The sequence below is a fragment of the Actinoallomurus sp. NPDC050550 genome, from assembly GCF_040655075.1.
Taxonomy (GTDB): domain Bacteria; phylum Actinomycetota; class Actinomycetes; order Streptosporangiales; family Streptosporangiaceae; genus Actinoallomurus.
Map to the genome: position 1 here is coordinate 156,622 of NZ_JBFAJC010000005.1, position 15,430 is coordinate 172,051.

The window sequence follows — 15,430 nt, forward strand, 5'->3', positions numbered from 1 at the left end:
GGTGTTCCCCCAACACCCCACCCGTAAAAGCTTCAAACGGTCGCGATCACCGGGCGTACATCGGCTCGCCGAGCGCGTGGGCGACGAGCTCGTCGATCGGGAGACCGGCGCCCTCGCGGTAGACGTCCTCGAACCTGCGGGGGCCGAGGACGTCTTCGAGGTGCGCCCTCCATCGTCGGCGAGCCTCCGTCAGCGCCTGGAACTGGTCCGGGGGCGAGCCGATCGATCGCCACAGTCGATTGCTGGCCCCGAGAAGGCGAGCGGCGTCTTCGGGTCGGCTCGGCGCGAGCGTCCAGGCGAGCGCCTCCATGCATCGGAAGATGCCCCACCGGTCCCCCAGGGCGTGCTTGAGGCCGAGGGCCTCGCGGAGCAGCCGGCCCGCTCGGCCGGTGTCACCGCACCACAGCGTGGCGATGCCGGTCACCCACAGCGCGTGGCCTTCGGCCCAGGCCGCGTCGTGAGCGCGGCAGATCGCCAGTGATCGTTCGCCGTAGGCGATGGCCTGCCGGTGGTCTTCGAGATTGCCGCCGACCAGCGCCAGCTGATACAGGGCGAGCCACTCACCGTCGTCGTCACCGGCGTCGTGATGGTCCGCCCGCGCCCGCCGCAGGAGGAGGCGCGCATGCTCGTATCGGCCCCGGAAGATCTCTGCCAGTCCGGTGAACTGCGTCACGCGCCGGAGCGCCGACGAGTCACCGATCTCCTCCGCGAGGTCCCGGCATCGCCGGAGCAGGGCGAGGCTTTCGGCGGTGTGCCCTTGCAGGAGGGTGAGCCATCCGGCGGTCCACAGCGCCTCCGCCCGCGCCGCCCCGGGCTCGGGACTCTGGTCGAGAGCCCGGATGAGCAGATCACCGCCCTTGCTGATCAGACCGACGGTGAGGTAGTGACGCGCCAGGACGGTGGTGATCCGCAATCCGGTCGCGGCCCCGCGGGGAGCGGTCAGGTGGTAGTCGGCCGCGGCTCGCAGGTTGGCGCGCTGCAGTCGCAGCCTGGCGAGCGTCGCGGCCTGGTAGTGGCTCATCGGGTCGGCCTCGGTGCGTTCGGCGAACCGCCGATAGTGCTCGCCGTGCCGATGGCGCAGCCAGTCCTCCTCAGACGACCGGGACAGCTCCTCGACGCTGAAATCGCGGATCATCTCCGGCAGCCGATAGGACAGGAAGGCGTGCGGCGCGGCCTCCCTGATGACGATCGACATGTCCACGAGGTCGGCGAGGAGCGAGCCGACCTCTTCCTGGTCGATCCCACGGCCAGAGCAGACCGTCTCGGCGTCCTCCAGGTCGAACCCGCCCTGGAAGACGGCGAGCCGTCGCCACAGCGCCTGCTGCTGCGGGGTGCACAGCCGGTGGCTCCATTCGATCGCCGAACGCGGGCTCCGCAGCCGGGAATCACCGATCCGGCTGCCCTCGGCGAGCAGGTCGAGGTGGCGGTCCAGGCGTTCCAGGATCTGCTCCACCGGCATGGCGCGCACCTGCACGGCGGCCAGTTCGATCGCGAGCGGATTGCCCTCCAGGTGATGGCACAGCCGGGCGACCGTTGCGTGATTCTCCTCGGTCAGCCGGAACCGCCGGGACGCGCCCGTCGCGCGGTCGGCGAAGAGGCGGATCGCGTCGAACCGCGCGACGGCGGCCTCGAGCCGGACGTCGTCCGGGTCCGGAACCGGCAGCGGTCCCACGGTCAGCACGTGTTCTCCGGCGACCCGTAGCGTCTGCCGGCTGGTGGTCAGGATCCGCAGCCGCTCGCACCGGCGCAAGAGCGTGTGGACGAGCCGCGCCGTGCCCCCCAGCACGTGTTCGCAGTTGTCGAGGACCAGGAGCGTCCTGCCGCCGGACAGGTGGTCGGCAACGGCGTCGATCAGGCCGCGGGCCGGGGACTTCTGCGCGCCGACCGTCGTCTCCTCCACCCCGAGGGCTTCGGCCACCGCGCCGGTGACCATCTCCGGGTCCCGCAGCGTGGCCAGTTCGACGAACCACACCCCGTCCGGGAACGAGCGCCCCGCCCGCAGGGCCAGTTGCAGCGCGAGACGTGTCTTGCCCACTCCGGGAGGGCCGGTCAACGTGAGCAGTCTGCCGCGCCGCAAGGCCGCCCTGGCCGCGGCGAGCTCCTCCCTGCGTCCGATGAAACGGGTTTCCCCGATCGGCAGGTCCCCCACCTCGCCGACAATAGACGACGCCCTGAGGCCGGGGTCCTCCGTCCCCCGCCGAAGGCCTGTTCGAGCACCCTTGACACCTTTACGCCACGTCTTAAATCATGACTTAAAATTAGCCTCACGTGAGGAAGTGGCAGTATGCGCGTGCGGGTCCGTACCGCCATCGGCGCCGCGTTCGGCGCGACTCTCCTTGCCGCGCTCCCCGGCTGCGGGGGCGGGACCTCGACCGGCGGCAACAGCGCCGGCCATCCCAAGACGCTCACCTACTGGGCGAGCAACCAGGGCGCCAGCCTGGAGGACGACAAGGCCAAGCTCACCCCCGAGCTGCAGGAGTTCGAAAAGCAGACCGGGATCAAGGTCAAGCTCGAGGTCGTCCCATGGACCGACCTGCTCAACCGCATCCTGGGCGCCACGTCCTCCGGGCAGGGCCCCGACGTCCTGAACATCGGCAACACCTGGTCGGCCTCCCTGCAGACGACGGGAGCACTGCTGCCCTTCGACGACAAGAACTTCGCGAAGGTCGGCGGTAAGGACCGCTTCCAGGACTCGGCCCTCGGCTCGACCGGGGCGCAGGGGAAGACCCCGACCGCGGTCCCGCTGTACTCCCTGGCGTACGGCCTTTATTACAACAAGAAGATGTTCGCGGACGCGGGCATCGCGAAGCCGCCGGCCACCTGGGACGAGCTCGTCCAGGACGGCAAGCGGCTCACCGGGGGCGGCCACTACGGCCTGGCCATCGAGGGCGGCAACGTCTCGGAGAACATCCACCACGCGTTCGTCTTCGCCAAGCAGCACGGCGCCGACTTCTTCGACGCGGCCGGCAAGCCGACCTTCACGTCGCAGGGCGCGGTCGACGGCGTCAAGCAGTACGTCGACTTCATCGCGCGCGACAAGATCGCCGCGCCGGGCAACGCCGAGTACGCCCAGAACGAGTCGGTCGCCGACTTCGCGACCGGGAAGGCCGCCATGCTGCTGTGGCAGGCAGCGGGGCCCAACCTGCAGAAGCACGGTATGAAGCCCGACCAGTTCGGCGTGGCGCCGGTCCCCGTCCAGTCCGGCGCTCCCGGGCAGGGCAGCAACATCGACACGATGGTCGCGGGCATCAACATCGCCGTCTTCAAGAACTCCGGCAACCTCGACGGCGCGCTGAAGTTCGTGCAGTTCATGACGAGCGACGCCGAGCAGAAGAAGCTCAACGGCGAGTACGGGTCGATCCCGCCCGTCAAGACCGCCTCGCAGGACCCGGCCTTCAACACGCCCGAGCTGACCGTCCTGCGCAACGCCATCGCGACCAGCGCCGCGCCGCTCCCCCAGGTGCCCAAGGAGTCGCAGTTCGAGGAGCTCGTCGGCGGCGCGGTCAAGGACCTGCTCGCCGACGCGGCGGCCGGACGTCCGGTGACGACGCAGTCCGTCCAGGCGCGGCTCGCCAAGGCCCAGCAGCAGATCCAGTAGGCGTGCCGCCACCGATGACCACGACCGTGCACCGTCAGGCGCCTCCGGCCGGACCGGACCCCGGTCCCGGGGACGGCCGGAGACGCCTGTTCCGCATTCCCGACCGCGTCCGCCGGGGCGGCCTGCCGTACCTGCTCCTGCTGCCCGCACTGATCTTCGAACTCATCGTCCACGTCATCCCGATGGTGCTGGGCGTGGTGATGAGCCTGAAGGAGCTCACGCAGCTCTACATCCGCCAGTGGTGGCAGGCGCCCTGGACCGGGTGGGGCAATTACCGGGTCGCCGTGAACGTCAACGCGCCCATCGGCCGGGCCCTGCTCGACTCCTTCCTGGTCACCTGCGCCTTCACCGTGCTGGCCGTGGGCCTGTGCTGGCTGTTCGGCACGGCCGCGGCCATCCTGATGCAGGACGGTTTCCGGGGCCGCGGCGTGCTGCGCGCGGTATTCCTCACGCCGTACGCGCTGCCGCTGTACGCCTCCGTGATCGTCTGGGCGTTCATGCTCCAGCACGACAACGGGCTCGTGAACCACGTCCTGCACGACCAGCTCGGTGTCACCGGCAAGCCGACGTTCTGGCTGATCGGCGACAACAGCTTCTTCTCCCTCCTGGTCGTCTCCGTCTGGCGGAACTGGCCCTTCGCGTTCCTGTGCGTGATGGCCGGCCTGCAGAACATCCCGCGGGAGCTGTACGAGGCCTCGGCGATCGACGGCGCCGGCATCTGGCAGCAGATCCGGCTCATCACGCTGCCGTCGCTGCGGTCCATCAACCAGGTGCTCGTGCTGGTGCTGTTCCTGTGGACCTTCAACGACTTCGCCACGCCGTACGTGCTGTTCGGCAGGTCGGCGCCGGCCGCCGGGGACCTCATCTCCGTGCACATCTACTCGGCCTCGTTCGTCACCTGGAACTTCGGGGCCGGCTCGGCGATGTCCGTGCTGATGCTGCTCTTCCTGTCCCTGGTGACCGCCGCCTACCTGCTGGTCACGTCCCGAGTGAGGAGGAGCCGTGGCTGAGCGCTCGCCGACGGCGCCGCCGCCGTCGTTCGTCTGGACCCGCCGGATCGTCCTCACGCTGCTGACCGTCTTCGCGCTGCTGCCGGTCTACGTGATGCTGAGCAGTTCGCTGAAGCCGCTGCGGGACGTCTCCGGTGCCTTCCGCTGGATCCCCGAACACGTCACCTTCCGCCCGTACGCCGACATCTGGCGCACCATCCCGCTCGGCCGCTACTTCGAGAACTCGATCATCGTGGCGAGCGCGGCGACCGCGCTGTCCGTGGTGGTGGCCATCTTCGCGGCGTACGCGGTGAGCCGGTACCGCTTCCGCGGCAGACGCGTCTTCACGGTCACCGTGCTGTCCACCCAGATGTTCCCGGGCATCCTGTTCCTACTGCCGCTGTTCCTGCTCTACGTCGGCATCGGGAACGCGACCGGGATCGCCCTGTACGGCTCGCGCGGCGGACTGATCCTCACGTATCTCACCTTCTCGCTCCCCTTCTCCATCTGGATGCTCGTCGGCTACTTCGACTCGATCCCGCAGGGGCTCGACGAGGCCGCGCTGGTGGACGGATGCGGCCCGCTCGGCGCGCTGTTCCGCGTCATCGTCCCCGCCTCGCTCCCCGGCATCGTCGCGGTCGCCATCTACGCCTTCATGACCGCCTGGAGCGAGGTGCTGTTCGCCTCGGTCATGACCAACGACGCCACCCGGACCCTCGCCGTGGGCCTGCGCGCCTACGCGACCGAGACCGACGTGTACTGGAACCAGGTGATGGCCGCCTCGCTGGTCGTCAGCGTGCCGGTGGTCGCCGGGTTCCTCCTCCTTCAGCGTTACCTGGTCGCCGGGCTCACCGCCGGGGCCGTCAAGTGAGCGCCGTCCCTACCGCAGAAAGGCACTTCGTGGATCACCTCAGCCTGCTCCCCGTGGACTTCGCATGGGGCGTGGCCACCTCCTCCTACCAGATCGAAGGTGCGGTCGGCGAGGACGGCCGGTCCCCGTCCATCTGGGACACCTTCAGCCACACCCCGGGGAAGGTGGACGGCGGCGACCACGGCGATGTGGCATGCGACCACTATCACCGCTGGCCGGAGGACATCGAGATCATGAAGCGGCTCGGCGTGACCGCCTACCGGTTCTCCATCGCCTGGCCACGTGTCATGCCCGGCGGGTCCGGTCCCGTGAACGCTCCCGGGCTGGCGTTCTACGACCGTCTCGTCGACGCCCTGCTCGCGGCGGGCATCACGCCGTTCCCCACGCTCTATCACTGGGACCTGCCGCAGGTCCTCCAGGACGCCGGGGGCTGGACGAACCGCGACACCGCCCACCACTTCGCCGACTACTCCGCCCGCGTCGTGGAGCGGCTCGGCGACCGCGTCACCGACTGGGCCACCGTGAACGAGCCGCTGTGCGCCGCCTGGATCGGCCACCTCGAAGGCCGGCACGCACCGGGCCTCGCGGACGTCAAGGCGGCCGTGCCCGCCTCGTACCATCTGCTCCTCGGTCACGGGCTGGCGGCGCAGGCCGTACGGGCCGCCGCGCCCGGCGCACGCGTCGGCATCGTGCATCTGCTGAACCCCGTGGAGCCCGCCGGCGACTCGGCCGCCGACGCCGCGGCGTCCGCCCGCTTCGACGGGCACACGAACCGCTGGTGGCTCGACCCGGTCTTCGGACGGGGCTTCCCCGCCGACATGCTCGAGGTGTACGGGGTCGACCTTCCCGAGCAGCCCGGCGACCTCGAGACCATCGCGGCGCCGCTGGACTGGCTCGGGGTGAACTACTACCGGCCGGCCGTCGTCGCGGACGACCCCGACGGCGCTCCGCCGTACGTCCGGGAGACCACGCCGACCGGCCGCCGGCTCACCGGGATGGACTGGGTGATCGAACCGGACGGGCTGGAGAGCATCCTGGCCCGGGTCGCCGAGGAGTACCGGCCGCCCCGGATGTACGTCACCGAGAATGGCTCGGCGTGGACCGACACCGTCGACGGCGGGCGGGTGCACGACGCCGAGCGCGCCGACTACCTGGAAGGGCACCTCTCGGCGTGCGCGTCGGCGGTGCGGCGCGGCGTGCCGCTGGCCGGGTACTTCTGCTGGTCGCTGCTGGACAACTTCGAATGGGCGGCCGGCTACGCCCCGCGCTTCGGGCTCGTCCACGTCGACTTCGCGACGCAGCGGCGGACCGTCAAGGACAGCGGCCTCCGCTACGCCGAGCTGATCCGTTCCCATCGGGAGCGGGCGGACGTCTGACCCGGTGCCCCGAGACCGCGGCCCTCGCCGGCATCGCCTCCCGGCGAGGGCCGCGCCACCGCCCGAAAATCCCGGTACGTGGAGCGCGGCCCGGGTTAGGTTCGGTGCGTGGAATGGCGAACCAGGCTGAGAACGTGGGCGGCGTTGGCGGCGGGACCGGCACTGATCGCCGTGGGCGTGGCGCTGGCCGCCGGTCCCGACGCCGACCTGACGGCGTTCGAGCGGGCCCCGTACTGCGCGACGCCTCCGCCGGCCGATACGAGTCACTGCGTCACGCGGCTTGCGATGACCGTCACCCGGCAGTCCACGTACACGACCGAGAACCCGGACCCGCCGGATCCGCCGCAGTTCCCGCCGCCGCAGCCGCCCCAGCAGCCCCCGCAGCCCCCGATGGGGCCGTTCCACGTGATCCTCCCGACCGTGGCGAGGCTGCGGGTCGTCGCCGCCTCGCGAACCACCCACTACAAGATCACCGTGCGCACCGCGGACGGGCGGTACCACGACTTCGAGGTGGAGCACGACTTCTACAAGGTCGCGGAGGCCGGCACCACCGGCAGCGCCGAGATCTGGCACGGCCGCGTGGTACGGCTGCGGATCGGCACGCACACCGACGACGAATGGCCCGACTGGAAGCTGGGCATCCCCGTCTTCATCGTTCTGGCCGGGGCCGTCGTGTTCGTCGTCGTGGTGATCCGCCTTCTCAGGCGAAGCCTCCGCATGCGCAGAAGACGGCGCGTCACCCGCGTCCACGGATACCCGTACCGCTGAGGCCCGCGCGGCGGGGTGCCGCGCGGGCCACGGGGTGGGGATCAGCGGGTCACGGGTAGCCGACCACGTCGACCGGGGTCGTCGCGGTGCCCTGGGCGGCGCCACCGGTGTCGTTGATGACGTGGTCGATCGTCCCGTTGCCGCCGAGGGACACCGTCAGGAGGTCATGGAACCTCACGCCGGAGGTGTTCGGCACCTCGAAGGCGTGCGCCGCGTGGATCGACGGATCGACGTTGAAGTAGCAGTAGCTGCCGAGGCCCCACCCTTCGTGCGTCGTGACGTTCGCGCCCACCTTGTACGCGGCGTAGCCGTTGGTCGAGCCGTTCATCCAGGCGGCCTGGTTCGGCGGGTCGTACGGCATCTCGTTCTGGAAGAAGTACGTCCGGCCGCGCTCGCCGTTCCAGACGACCTCGTACTTCTGGTAGTGCTCGACGAACAGGCCGTACGCGGTGACGTCGTTGCCGTTGACGGTCAGACCGGTGTCGGCGGTGTTGCTCGTCCAGCCGACGCCGGAGCCGTGGTCGGCCCGCCACGCCCAGATGTGGTCGATGATCGCGTTGTTGCTGTTGACGACCAGGCTGTTGGTGGCCTTGCCGACGCCGGCGCCGCCGATCCGGAAGAACACGTCCTGGATCGAGGTCGGGTCGGCGGAGTGGTCGGCGGTGGATCCGTTCGGGCCGATCTGGAGCAGGTTCGGCGAGTTCACCGAGCCGGCGTCGAAGAGCAGCCCGGCGACCTTGACGCCGTTCACGTCGGCGACGGACATCGGCGTGACGCCGTTCTGGGGCACCAGCGTGGCGTACCCGAGGCCGAGGACGACCGTGTCCGCACGGGTCACGTTGAGCGTCTGGTCGATCTTGTAGACGCCCGGGGTGAAGAGCAGGTTCAGGCCCTGGGCCAGCGCCTGGTTGAGGGTCGCCGCGCTGTCGGAGGGCTTGGCGACGTAGAACTGGCTCAGCGGGATGGACGAGCCTGCGGTGCTGCCGCCGCTCCAGGTGGTGCCCTGGGAGTTCTTCCGCAACGCGGGCACGAACACCCGGTAGGCGCCGGAGGAGTCGACGTACAGGAACGGCTTCTCCCTCGTCACCGGCGAGCCGGCCACGGTGGTGTAGGGCGGGTTCGGGAAGCTCTGCGCGGGCGCGCCCGACACCCCGGTGAACACCATGTTCCACACGCCGTTCAGCCATCCGCCGATCTGGCTGTCACGGGTGAACCACTGCTGCTGCGAATACGGCTGCACCTGGCCGTCGACCTTGGTGTCGGCGATGTAGCCGCCGCTGGCCCAGCCGTAGCCGGTCGGCGCGAGGTTCAGGTCGCCCTTGATGTGCATGCGGCGGAACGGCGCGGCCTGCGACACCGCCCACCGGTCGAATCCGCCGGACGGCTGCACGGCCAGGTTCTCCGCGGACCGCCAGAAGTTCTGGGTGGCGTTCCCGTTGAACCATCCGGCGTCGACGGTGACACCGCCGTTGATGGTGACATCGTCGGGCGAGGCGCCCAGCCCGGCGATCGAGGTGTAGAAGCCGATGTTCGCGTTGACGTTGTAACTGCCGGGCTTGAAGAGCAGTGCGTACCGCTCGCCGCCGAACTGGTTGCTCTCCTGCTGCTTGAAGACCGTGTCGAGCCGGCTCTGGATGGTGGCCGACGACATCGACGGGTCGAACACGAAGACGTTCGGCCCGAGGTCGCCGCCTCCGGGCAGCGTGCCGCCGCCGGAGGCGGTGTGGACGGCGAACTCCCAGAGGGAGTAGCCGTAGCCGGTGGTGCGGGCGGTGCCGTACATGCGAACGTAGCGACCGGTGCCCGTGACGTTCAGCGTCTCGGTGCCGCCCTGGCCGGTCGTCGTGGAGTAGACGGTGGTCCAGGCGGATCCGTCGGGCGAGGTCTGGATCTGGTACGCCTTGCCGGCGGCGGTCTCCCACTGAAGCACCACCTGGCAGATGTCCTGGGACGAGCCGAGGTCCACCTGGATCCACTGGGGGTCGCTGAAGGCACTGGACCAGCGCGTGCCGGTGTCGCCGTCGACCGCGTTCGCGGCGGCGAATCCGGCGGCCTCGGTGGAGGACGCGGTCGCGGGCCGTCCCTCGGCCGCGTCGTCGCCGCCGCAGGTGGCGGCCCCGGCTGCGGGGGCGAGGGCGACGAGGAGACCGGCGAGGAGCGCGATCAACGCGGCGATCGACGCCGATCGGTGGCGACGGGAACGCGGCCGGGGCCGGCAGGCAGGGGCGTGGGCGGGTTTCATCACATCTCCCGGGTCGGGGGCGGGGAGGAGGACCGGGGTGCGGGTCCGCACGTGGAGCACGGGTCCGGGCGCGGAGTGCGGGGTCCGCGCGCCGGGCAGACTTGATATACGCCTTATTTAATGACGTGATTTAACCTCCGGTGAAAGGGGTCGTCAAGAGTGCGTAACACCCGGCCCGAGGCTTCTTCGAGCGCTTGTTATAAGATCTGAACTACTCGGGGAGGTCGATATGTGGGAGCACGTCACACCGGAGCGCCGACGGGGCACGGTGCGGGATCTCCGGCGCGACAACCGGTCGGTGCTGCTCTGGTCGCTCTACTTCGACCAACCCTCCACGCGCCAGGAGCTGAGCCGGACGACCGGCCTGTCCCCCGCCTCGGTCAGCAACGTCGTCCGCGAACTGATCGACGAGGACATCGTGCACGAGGCCGGCGCGGTCGACTCCGACGGCGGCCGGCCCCGCGTCCTGCTGCGCATCAACCAGGACCACGGCTACGTCATCGGCGTGGACGTCGGCGAGACCCGGGTCCGCGTCGAGCTGTTCGACCTGGCGATGACCGAGCGGGCCACGGCCGACTACCCGCTGGACCCCCGCGAACACGGCGTGACGACGATCGTCGACCGGATCCTGGAGGGACTGTCCGCCGTGCTGGCCGACGCCGGCGTCGGCCCCTCGGCGATCCTGGGTGTGGGCATCGGCGTCCCCGGCGTCGTCGAGCAGGGCGACGAGGTCATCGTGCACGGCCAGACGTACGGCTGGGACGCGGTCCCTCTCGGGCGTCTGTTGCGGGCCGGCACCGACCTTCCCCTGCACATCGACAACGGCGCCAAGACGATGGGCCGCGCGGAGATGTGGTTCGGCGCGGGGCGGGGCGCCCAGCACGCGGTGGTGTGCCTCATCGGCTCGGGTGTCGGCGCGAGCGTCATCGCGCACGGCCGGACACACCGAGGCTCCACGTCCAGCGCCGGTGAGTGGGGCCACACGACCGTCGTGGTCGGTGGCCGCGAGTGCCGGTGCGGCGCCCAGGGATGCCTGGAGGCGTATGTCGGCGCCGAGGCCATCCTCGACCGTTACGCGGGCGCGCCGCCGGGCCAGGACGAGGAGTCCGCGCTGGCCGCCCTGCTCGACGCGGCCGCGAATGGTGCGGGTGAGGCGGAGAGCGTCCTGGAGGAGACCGCGCTCTACCTCGGAGTCGGCCTCTCCGACCTGATCAACCTGTTCAATCCCGAGCGGATCATCCTGGGCGGCTGGGCCGGCCTGCTGCTCGGCGAGCGGCTACTGCCACGGATCCGCGACGCCGCCCGCCGGCACTCGCTCCGGCACGCGTTCTCCGAGACCTCGATCGAGCTGGGCCGACTGGGGCCGGAGGCGGTGGCGCTCGGCGCGGCGACCCTGCCAATCGAGCGTTTCCTCAACGGTGAGACCGTTCTCCCGGTCGAGCATCGACGCTCGGCCGGCTGAGCACGGCCGAGCGAAGGGGCGGCGCGCGGAAGAGCCGGGAACGGCGCGCGAGAGAGCCAACGGACGGCGCGCGGAAGAGCCGGGAACGGCGCGCGAGAGAGCCAACGGACGGCGCGCGGAAGAGCCCGCCGGTCCGGCACACCCGCGCGGGGGCCTTGTCACGACTTTACTGACCTGTAAGTATGCATTCCATGGACGGGTTGAGCCCAGGCGGTCGGCGACTCCTCGACGTCGCGGCCGAGGTCTTCTACGCGGAGGGGATCCGGGCCACGGGCGTCGACACGCTGGTGGAGCGGGCCGGTGTCTCCAAGCCCACGCTCTACGCGCAGTTCGGGTCCAAGGAGAACCTCGTCGCCGCCGTGCTCGACCAGCGCCGCCGGCGGCGCCAGGAGGTTCTGACCTCGTTCTTGGCCCAGAGCGACGCCCAGGGCGTCGACCGGATCCTGGCCGTGTTCGACTGGCTCGCCCAGGGGCACGGCCGGGAGGGGTTCCGCGGTTGCCCGTTCACCAACGCCGCTGTAGAACTGCCCGACCCGGCCCATCCCGCCCGTACGGTGATCGCCTCCTACAAGGACTGGCTGCGCGAGACTCTGACCTCGCTGGCGCGGCAGGCAGGCGCTCCCGACCCCGAAGAGCTGGGCTTCGCCCTCCTCATGCTCATCGACGGGGCCAACGCGCGCGTGGTCGTGGCCGGCGACCGTACGGCCATGCGCCGGGCCAGAGCGGCCGCCGCCCGGCTCATGGGGCGCTTCGACGACCACGACACCGAGCCCGCGACCGAACGGAGGACCATATGAGATCGTCCCTGCGCCCCGGCCTGGCCGCGACGCTCGACTACCGCGTGCCCGAGACCCGGACCGTCCCGCATCTGCTGCCGGAATCGGACGAGTTCGGCGGGATGCCGTCCGTGCTGGCGACCGGTTATCTCGTCGGGTTGGTCGAATGGACCTGCATGCGGGCGCTCGCTGGTCATCTCGACGAGGGCGAACGCACCGTCGGCGTGCACGTCGACCTCAGCCATGAGGCCGCCACTCCGCCCGGCTGCGCGGTCACCATCGACGTCGAGTTGACCGTCGTCGACGGTCGCCGTCTCACCTTCGCCGTACAGGCCAAGGACGACGCGGCGATCGTGTGCCGGGGCACGCACCGGCGTGCGGTGATCGACCTGGGTCGTTTCGAGGAACGCCTCGCCGACCGGGCCGCGGCGAGGGGCCTCGCGTGAACGCGGACGCCCGCGGCGGCGATAGCCGGGTGTTCGACGCCCACCTGCACATCATCGATCCCCGGTTCCCGCTCATCCGGAACAACGGCTATCTCCCGCCCGCGTTCACGGTGGATGACTACCGGCTGCGGACTCGCGCGCTCGGAGTGGTCGGCGGGGCGGTGGTGTCCGGCTCCTTCCAGGGGTTCGACCAGGCCTACCTGGTGGACGCCCTCCGGCGGCTGGGCGAGGGGTTCGTGGGCGTCACCCAGTTGACCGCCTCGGTGACCGACGAGGAGATCGCGCGGCTGGACACGCAGGGCGTACGGGCGGTGCGGTTCAACGTGCGCCGGGGCGGCTCGGAGACCCTCGAGCACCTGGACGCCCTGGCCCGCCGCGTCCACGAGGTCGCCGGGTGGCACACCGAGCTGTACATCGACGCACGTGACCTGCCGGACCTGACTCCCGTGCTGAGCACCCTCCCGGCGGTGAGCGTCGATCACCTCGGGCTCTCCGAAGACGGACTGCCGCACCTGCTCGCGCTGGTCGAACGCGGCGCCCGGGTCAAGGCGACCGGTTTCGGCCGCGTCGACCTCGACGTGACCAAGGCGGCTCAGGCCGTGGTCGCCGTCAACCCGGAGGCCCTCATGTTCGGCACCGATCTGCCGTCCACCCGTGCCCGGCGCCCGTTCCACGAGGACGACCTGCACCTGCTGGCCGACGCGGTCGGGCCGGACCACGTCCAGGCGGTGCTGCACGACAACGCGGCCGCCTTCTACCACGGCTCGCGCCCGCTCGGCCGCTGAGGAACGAGAGGACGCCTGAGCCAGGTGGGCCTTGCCGACGGGTCGGAAAATTCGGTAGGACTCGGACGATCGTGCGATAAGCGGCGGAAGCGTTGTCCGAAGAGGAGCGTCAATGTTGCTCGGTGAGATCCGCGAAGAGATCGTGGAGGTGTGCCGGCGCCTGTCCGCCGCCGGCCTCATGCCCGGCACCTCCGGCAACGTCAGCGTACGCGTCGGCGAGCGCGTCGCCGTGACCCCGAGCGGGCTCGACTACGCGCGGATGACGGCGGACCTCGTCGGCGTCCACCGGCTGGACGGGACCCCCGTCGAGGCCCCGCTGGCGCCCACCTCGGAGATGCCGCTGCACCTGGCGGTGTACGCCGCGACGGAGACCTCCGCCATCGTGCACACGCACTCGACGGCCGCCACCGTGCTGTCGACGCTCGTCGACGAACTCCCGCCCATCCACTACATGGTCGCGATGTACGGCGGACCGGTCCTGGTCACCCCCTACGCGACGTACGGAACGCCGGAACTCGCGGACAACGCGGTCCGCGCGCTGCGCAGATCCGCCGCGTGCATCCTCGGCAATCACGGGACCGTGACGATCGGCCCCGACCTGCGCACCGCGTGTTCGCGGAACGAGTACCTGGAATGGGTGAGCGAGCTCTACCTGCGAGCCGCGAGCGTCGGACGGCCACGGCTTCTCGACGCCGAAGAGATCGAACGGGTGGCCGGCAGGCTGGCCGGCTACGGGCAGGCACCACCGGCGTGACGGAGCGGGCCGACGCGTCAGGTCGGCTCAGTGTGCGGATGCCAGAAACGTCTCGATCACGCGGCGCACCTTGACCACGGCGTCGGCGTCGGCGAGCCGGAGGGCGGTGTTCGCCGCGATGAACGCACGGCCGGACGACCCCGCCCGCGGCAGTCCTGACGAACGCGTTCGTGACGAGCGTGTTCGCTAGGCTGCGGGCATGACAGCGCGTTCCGAGTCCCCACGCAGCCGCCGAGAACGACCGGCCAAGCCGGCCCTGACCCGCGAGGGCATCGTGGCCACGGCGGTGGAGATCATGCGGGCCGAGGGTCTGCAGAAGGTCACGGCGCGCCGCTTGGCTCAGGAGCTCGACACCGGTCCCGCCTCGTTGTACGTCTACTTCCGCAACACCGCCGAACTGCACGCCGCGGTGCTCGACGAGCTCCTGGGCACCGTCGAGCCACCCCCGGCCGGAGGAGACTGGCGCGCGCGGCTGGAGGGGCTCCTGACCTCCTACACGCTCGTGCTGTTCGAGCATCCCAGTCTGGCCCGGTCCGCGCTGGTGTCCCGCCCCGGCGGCCGGCACTACCTCAACCTGATCGAGACGCTGCTTGCCCTGCTCGACGAGGGTGGCGTCGCGCCCGCCCAGGCGGCCTGGGGAGTCGACCTGCTGCTGCAAGTCGCGACGGCGACGGCGGCCGAGCACGCCACCCGGGACGAATCAGCCACCGCCCAGGACGAGTGGGACGCCATCTCCCGGGCCGTGCACGGTGCGTCCGCGCAGACGCACCCGCACATCGCCGCGCTCGCCTCGCAGCTGCTGTCCGGCACCGGGCCGGAGCGGCTGTCCTGGGGCGTCCAGGCCCTGATCCACGGCATCGCGCACACTGCCACACCCGCCGACGACGTGACATGACACGACGCCGCAACGGATGACGTCCGTCCCTCCCATGCGGGCGACCGGGGTCGGTCGCCGATCCCGCAGGTGACCCATGCTCTTCGGGTCGCGTCATTTGTCTGACCGCGATGTCAATTGATGCTCGGAGGGAACGGCGGCGACCCACCCGTCTCGATGCCGACGGGCATCGCCATCCGCCCTCCACGGGCACTCAGGTCGGTTCGGTCGCACTCAAAAAATAGCCTCTGAGCTGGGATTATCATGCTCCGATGGCGCGTGACCGTCCGGAGGTGGCGACAGGCGGCGCGCGGCGGCGTCTCCGGGTCATCGCTCTCGCCGGGCCAGAGATTCGCACTCTTTACTTCTCGACCGATTTGCCATTATTGTCACTTTGCTCACACCGAGTGGCCGGATCTCGGGCGCGCCATCCGACCCCTTCCCGCCCCTCTGCGTGGCGACCACGCGCGTCGTGTCGCGCCGTCCGTC

General features: G+C 70.4%; 13 protein-coding genes. 11 read left to right on the forward strand and 2 right to left on the reverse strand.

Going from position 1 to position 15,430, the window contains the following annotated elements:
• Positions 1-46 precede the first annotated feature (46 nt).
• Positions 47-2,149, reverse strand: a complete 2,103-nt coding sequence (locus AB0I04_RS09085) for an AAA family ATPase (RefSeq protein ID WP_360881321.1) — start codon at positions 2,147-2,149, stop codon at positions 47-49.
• A 135-nt stretch (positions 2,150-2,284) separates the two neighbouring features.
• Between AB0I04_RS09085 and AB0I04_RS09090 the strand changes: the two genes are divergently transcribed.
• From AB0I04_RS09090 to AB0I04_RS09110, 5 genes are all read left to right on the forward strand, one after another.
• A complete protein-coding gene (locus AB0I04_RS09090) occupies positions 2,285-3,598 on the forward strand; it encodes a sugar ABC transporter substrate-binding protein (protein WP_360881323.1) in 1,314 nt (437 codons plus the stop codon).
• A 14-nt stretch (positions 3,599-3,612) separates the two neighbouring features.
• Entirely contained in the window at positions 3,613-4,608 is a 996-nt protein-coding gene (locus AB0I04_RS09095; protein ID WP_360881325.1) for a sugar ABC transporter permease, read from the forward strand.
• Positions 4,601-5,458: a carbohydrate ABC transporter permease gene (locus AB0I04_RS09100; RefSeq protein WP_360881327.1), complete on the forward strand. Its 858-nt coding sequence runs from the start codon at positions 4,601-4,603 to the stop codon at positions 5,456-5,458. The genes AB0I04_RS09095 and AB0I04_RS09100 overlap by 8 nt, the downstream gene beginning before the upstream one ends.
• 53 nt (positions 5,459-5,511) lie before the next feature.
• A complete protein-coding gene (locus AB0I04_RS09105; RefSeq protein WP_360881329.1) occupies positions 5,512-6,834 on the forward strand; it encodes a GH1 family beta-glucosidase in 1,323 nt (440 codons plus the stop codon).
• 108 nt (positions 6,835-6,942) lie between these two features.
• The gene (locus AB0I04_RS09110) at positions 6,943-7,602 is read left to right on the forward strand and encodes a hypothetical protein (protein WP_360881776.1); all 660 of its coding nucleotides are present in this window, start codon (positions 6,943-6,945) and stop codon (positions 7,600-7,602) included.
• A gap of 49 nt (positions 7,603-7,651) precedes the next feature.
• Here AB0I04_RS09110 and AB0I04_RS09115 read toward each other — a convergent pair whose 3' ends face one another.
• Positions 7,652-9,844 carry a discoidin domain-containing protein gene (locus AB0I04_RS09115; RefSeq protein ID WP_360881331.1) on the reverse strand — a complete coding sequence of 731 codons (2,193 nt, stop codon included), beginning with the start codon at positions 9,842-9,844 and terminating at the stop codon, positions 7,652-7,654.
• Positions 9,845-10,073: 229 nt separating this feature from the next.
• Here AB0I04_RS09115 and AB0I04_RS09120 point away from each other — a divergent pair, with 229 nt between their 5' ends.
• The 6 genes from AB0I04_RS09120 to AB0I04_RS09145 all read left to right on the forward strand — a co-directional run bounded on the left by AB0I04_RS09120 (position 10,074) and on the right by AB0I04_RS09145 (position 14,962).
• A complete protein-coding gene (locus AB0I04_RS09120; RefSeq protein ID WP_360881333.1) occupies positions 10,074-11,306 on the forward strand; it encodes an ROK family transcriptional regulator in 1,233 nt (410 codons plus the stop codon).
• 191 nt (positions 11,307-11,497) lie between these two features.
• The gene (locus AB0I04_RS09125; RefSeq protein WP_360881335.1) at positions 11,498-12,103 is read left to right on the forward strand and encodes a TetR/AcrR family transcriptional regulator; all 606 of its coding nucleotides are present in this window, start codon (positions 11,498-11,500) and stop codon (positions 12,101-12,103) included.
• Positions 12,100-12,528 carry a thioesterase family protein gene (locus AB0I04_RS09130; protein ID WP_360881337.1) on the forward strand — a complete coding sequence of 143 codons (429 nt, stop codon included), beginning with the start codon at positions 12,100-12,102 and terminating at the stop codon, positions 12,526-12,528. The genes AB0I04_RS09125 and AB0I04_RS09130 overlap by 4 nt, the downstream gene beginning before the upstream one ends.
• A complete protein-coding gene (locus AB0I04_RS09135; RefSeq protein WP_360881339.1) occupies positions 12,525-13,313 on the forward strand; it encodes an amidohydrolase family protein in 789 nt (262 codons plus the stop codon). The genes AB0I04_RS09130 and AB0I04_RS09135 overlap by 4 nt, the downstream gene beginning before the upstream one ends.
• A gap of 112 nt (positions 13,314-13,425) precedes the next feature.
• Positions 13,426-14,067, forward strand: a complete 642-nt coding sequence (locus AB0I04_RS09140; protein ID WP_360881341.1) for a class II aldolase/adducin family protein — start codon at positions 13,426-13,428, stop codon at positions 14,065-14,067.
• Positions 14,068-14,266: 199 nt separating this feature from the next.
• Positions 14,267-14,962 carry a TetR/AcrR family transcriptional regulator gene (locus AB0I04_RS09145; RefSeq protein ID WP_360881343.1) on the forward strand — a complete coding sequence of 232 codons (696 nt, stop codon included), beginning with the start codon at positions 14,267-14,269 and terminating at the stop codon, positions 14,960-14,962.
• The last annotated feature ends 468 nt before the right edge of the window (positions 14,963-15,430 follow it).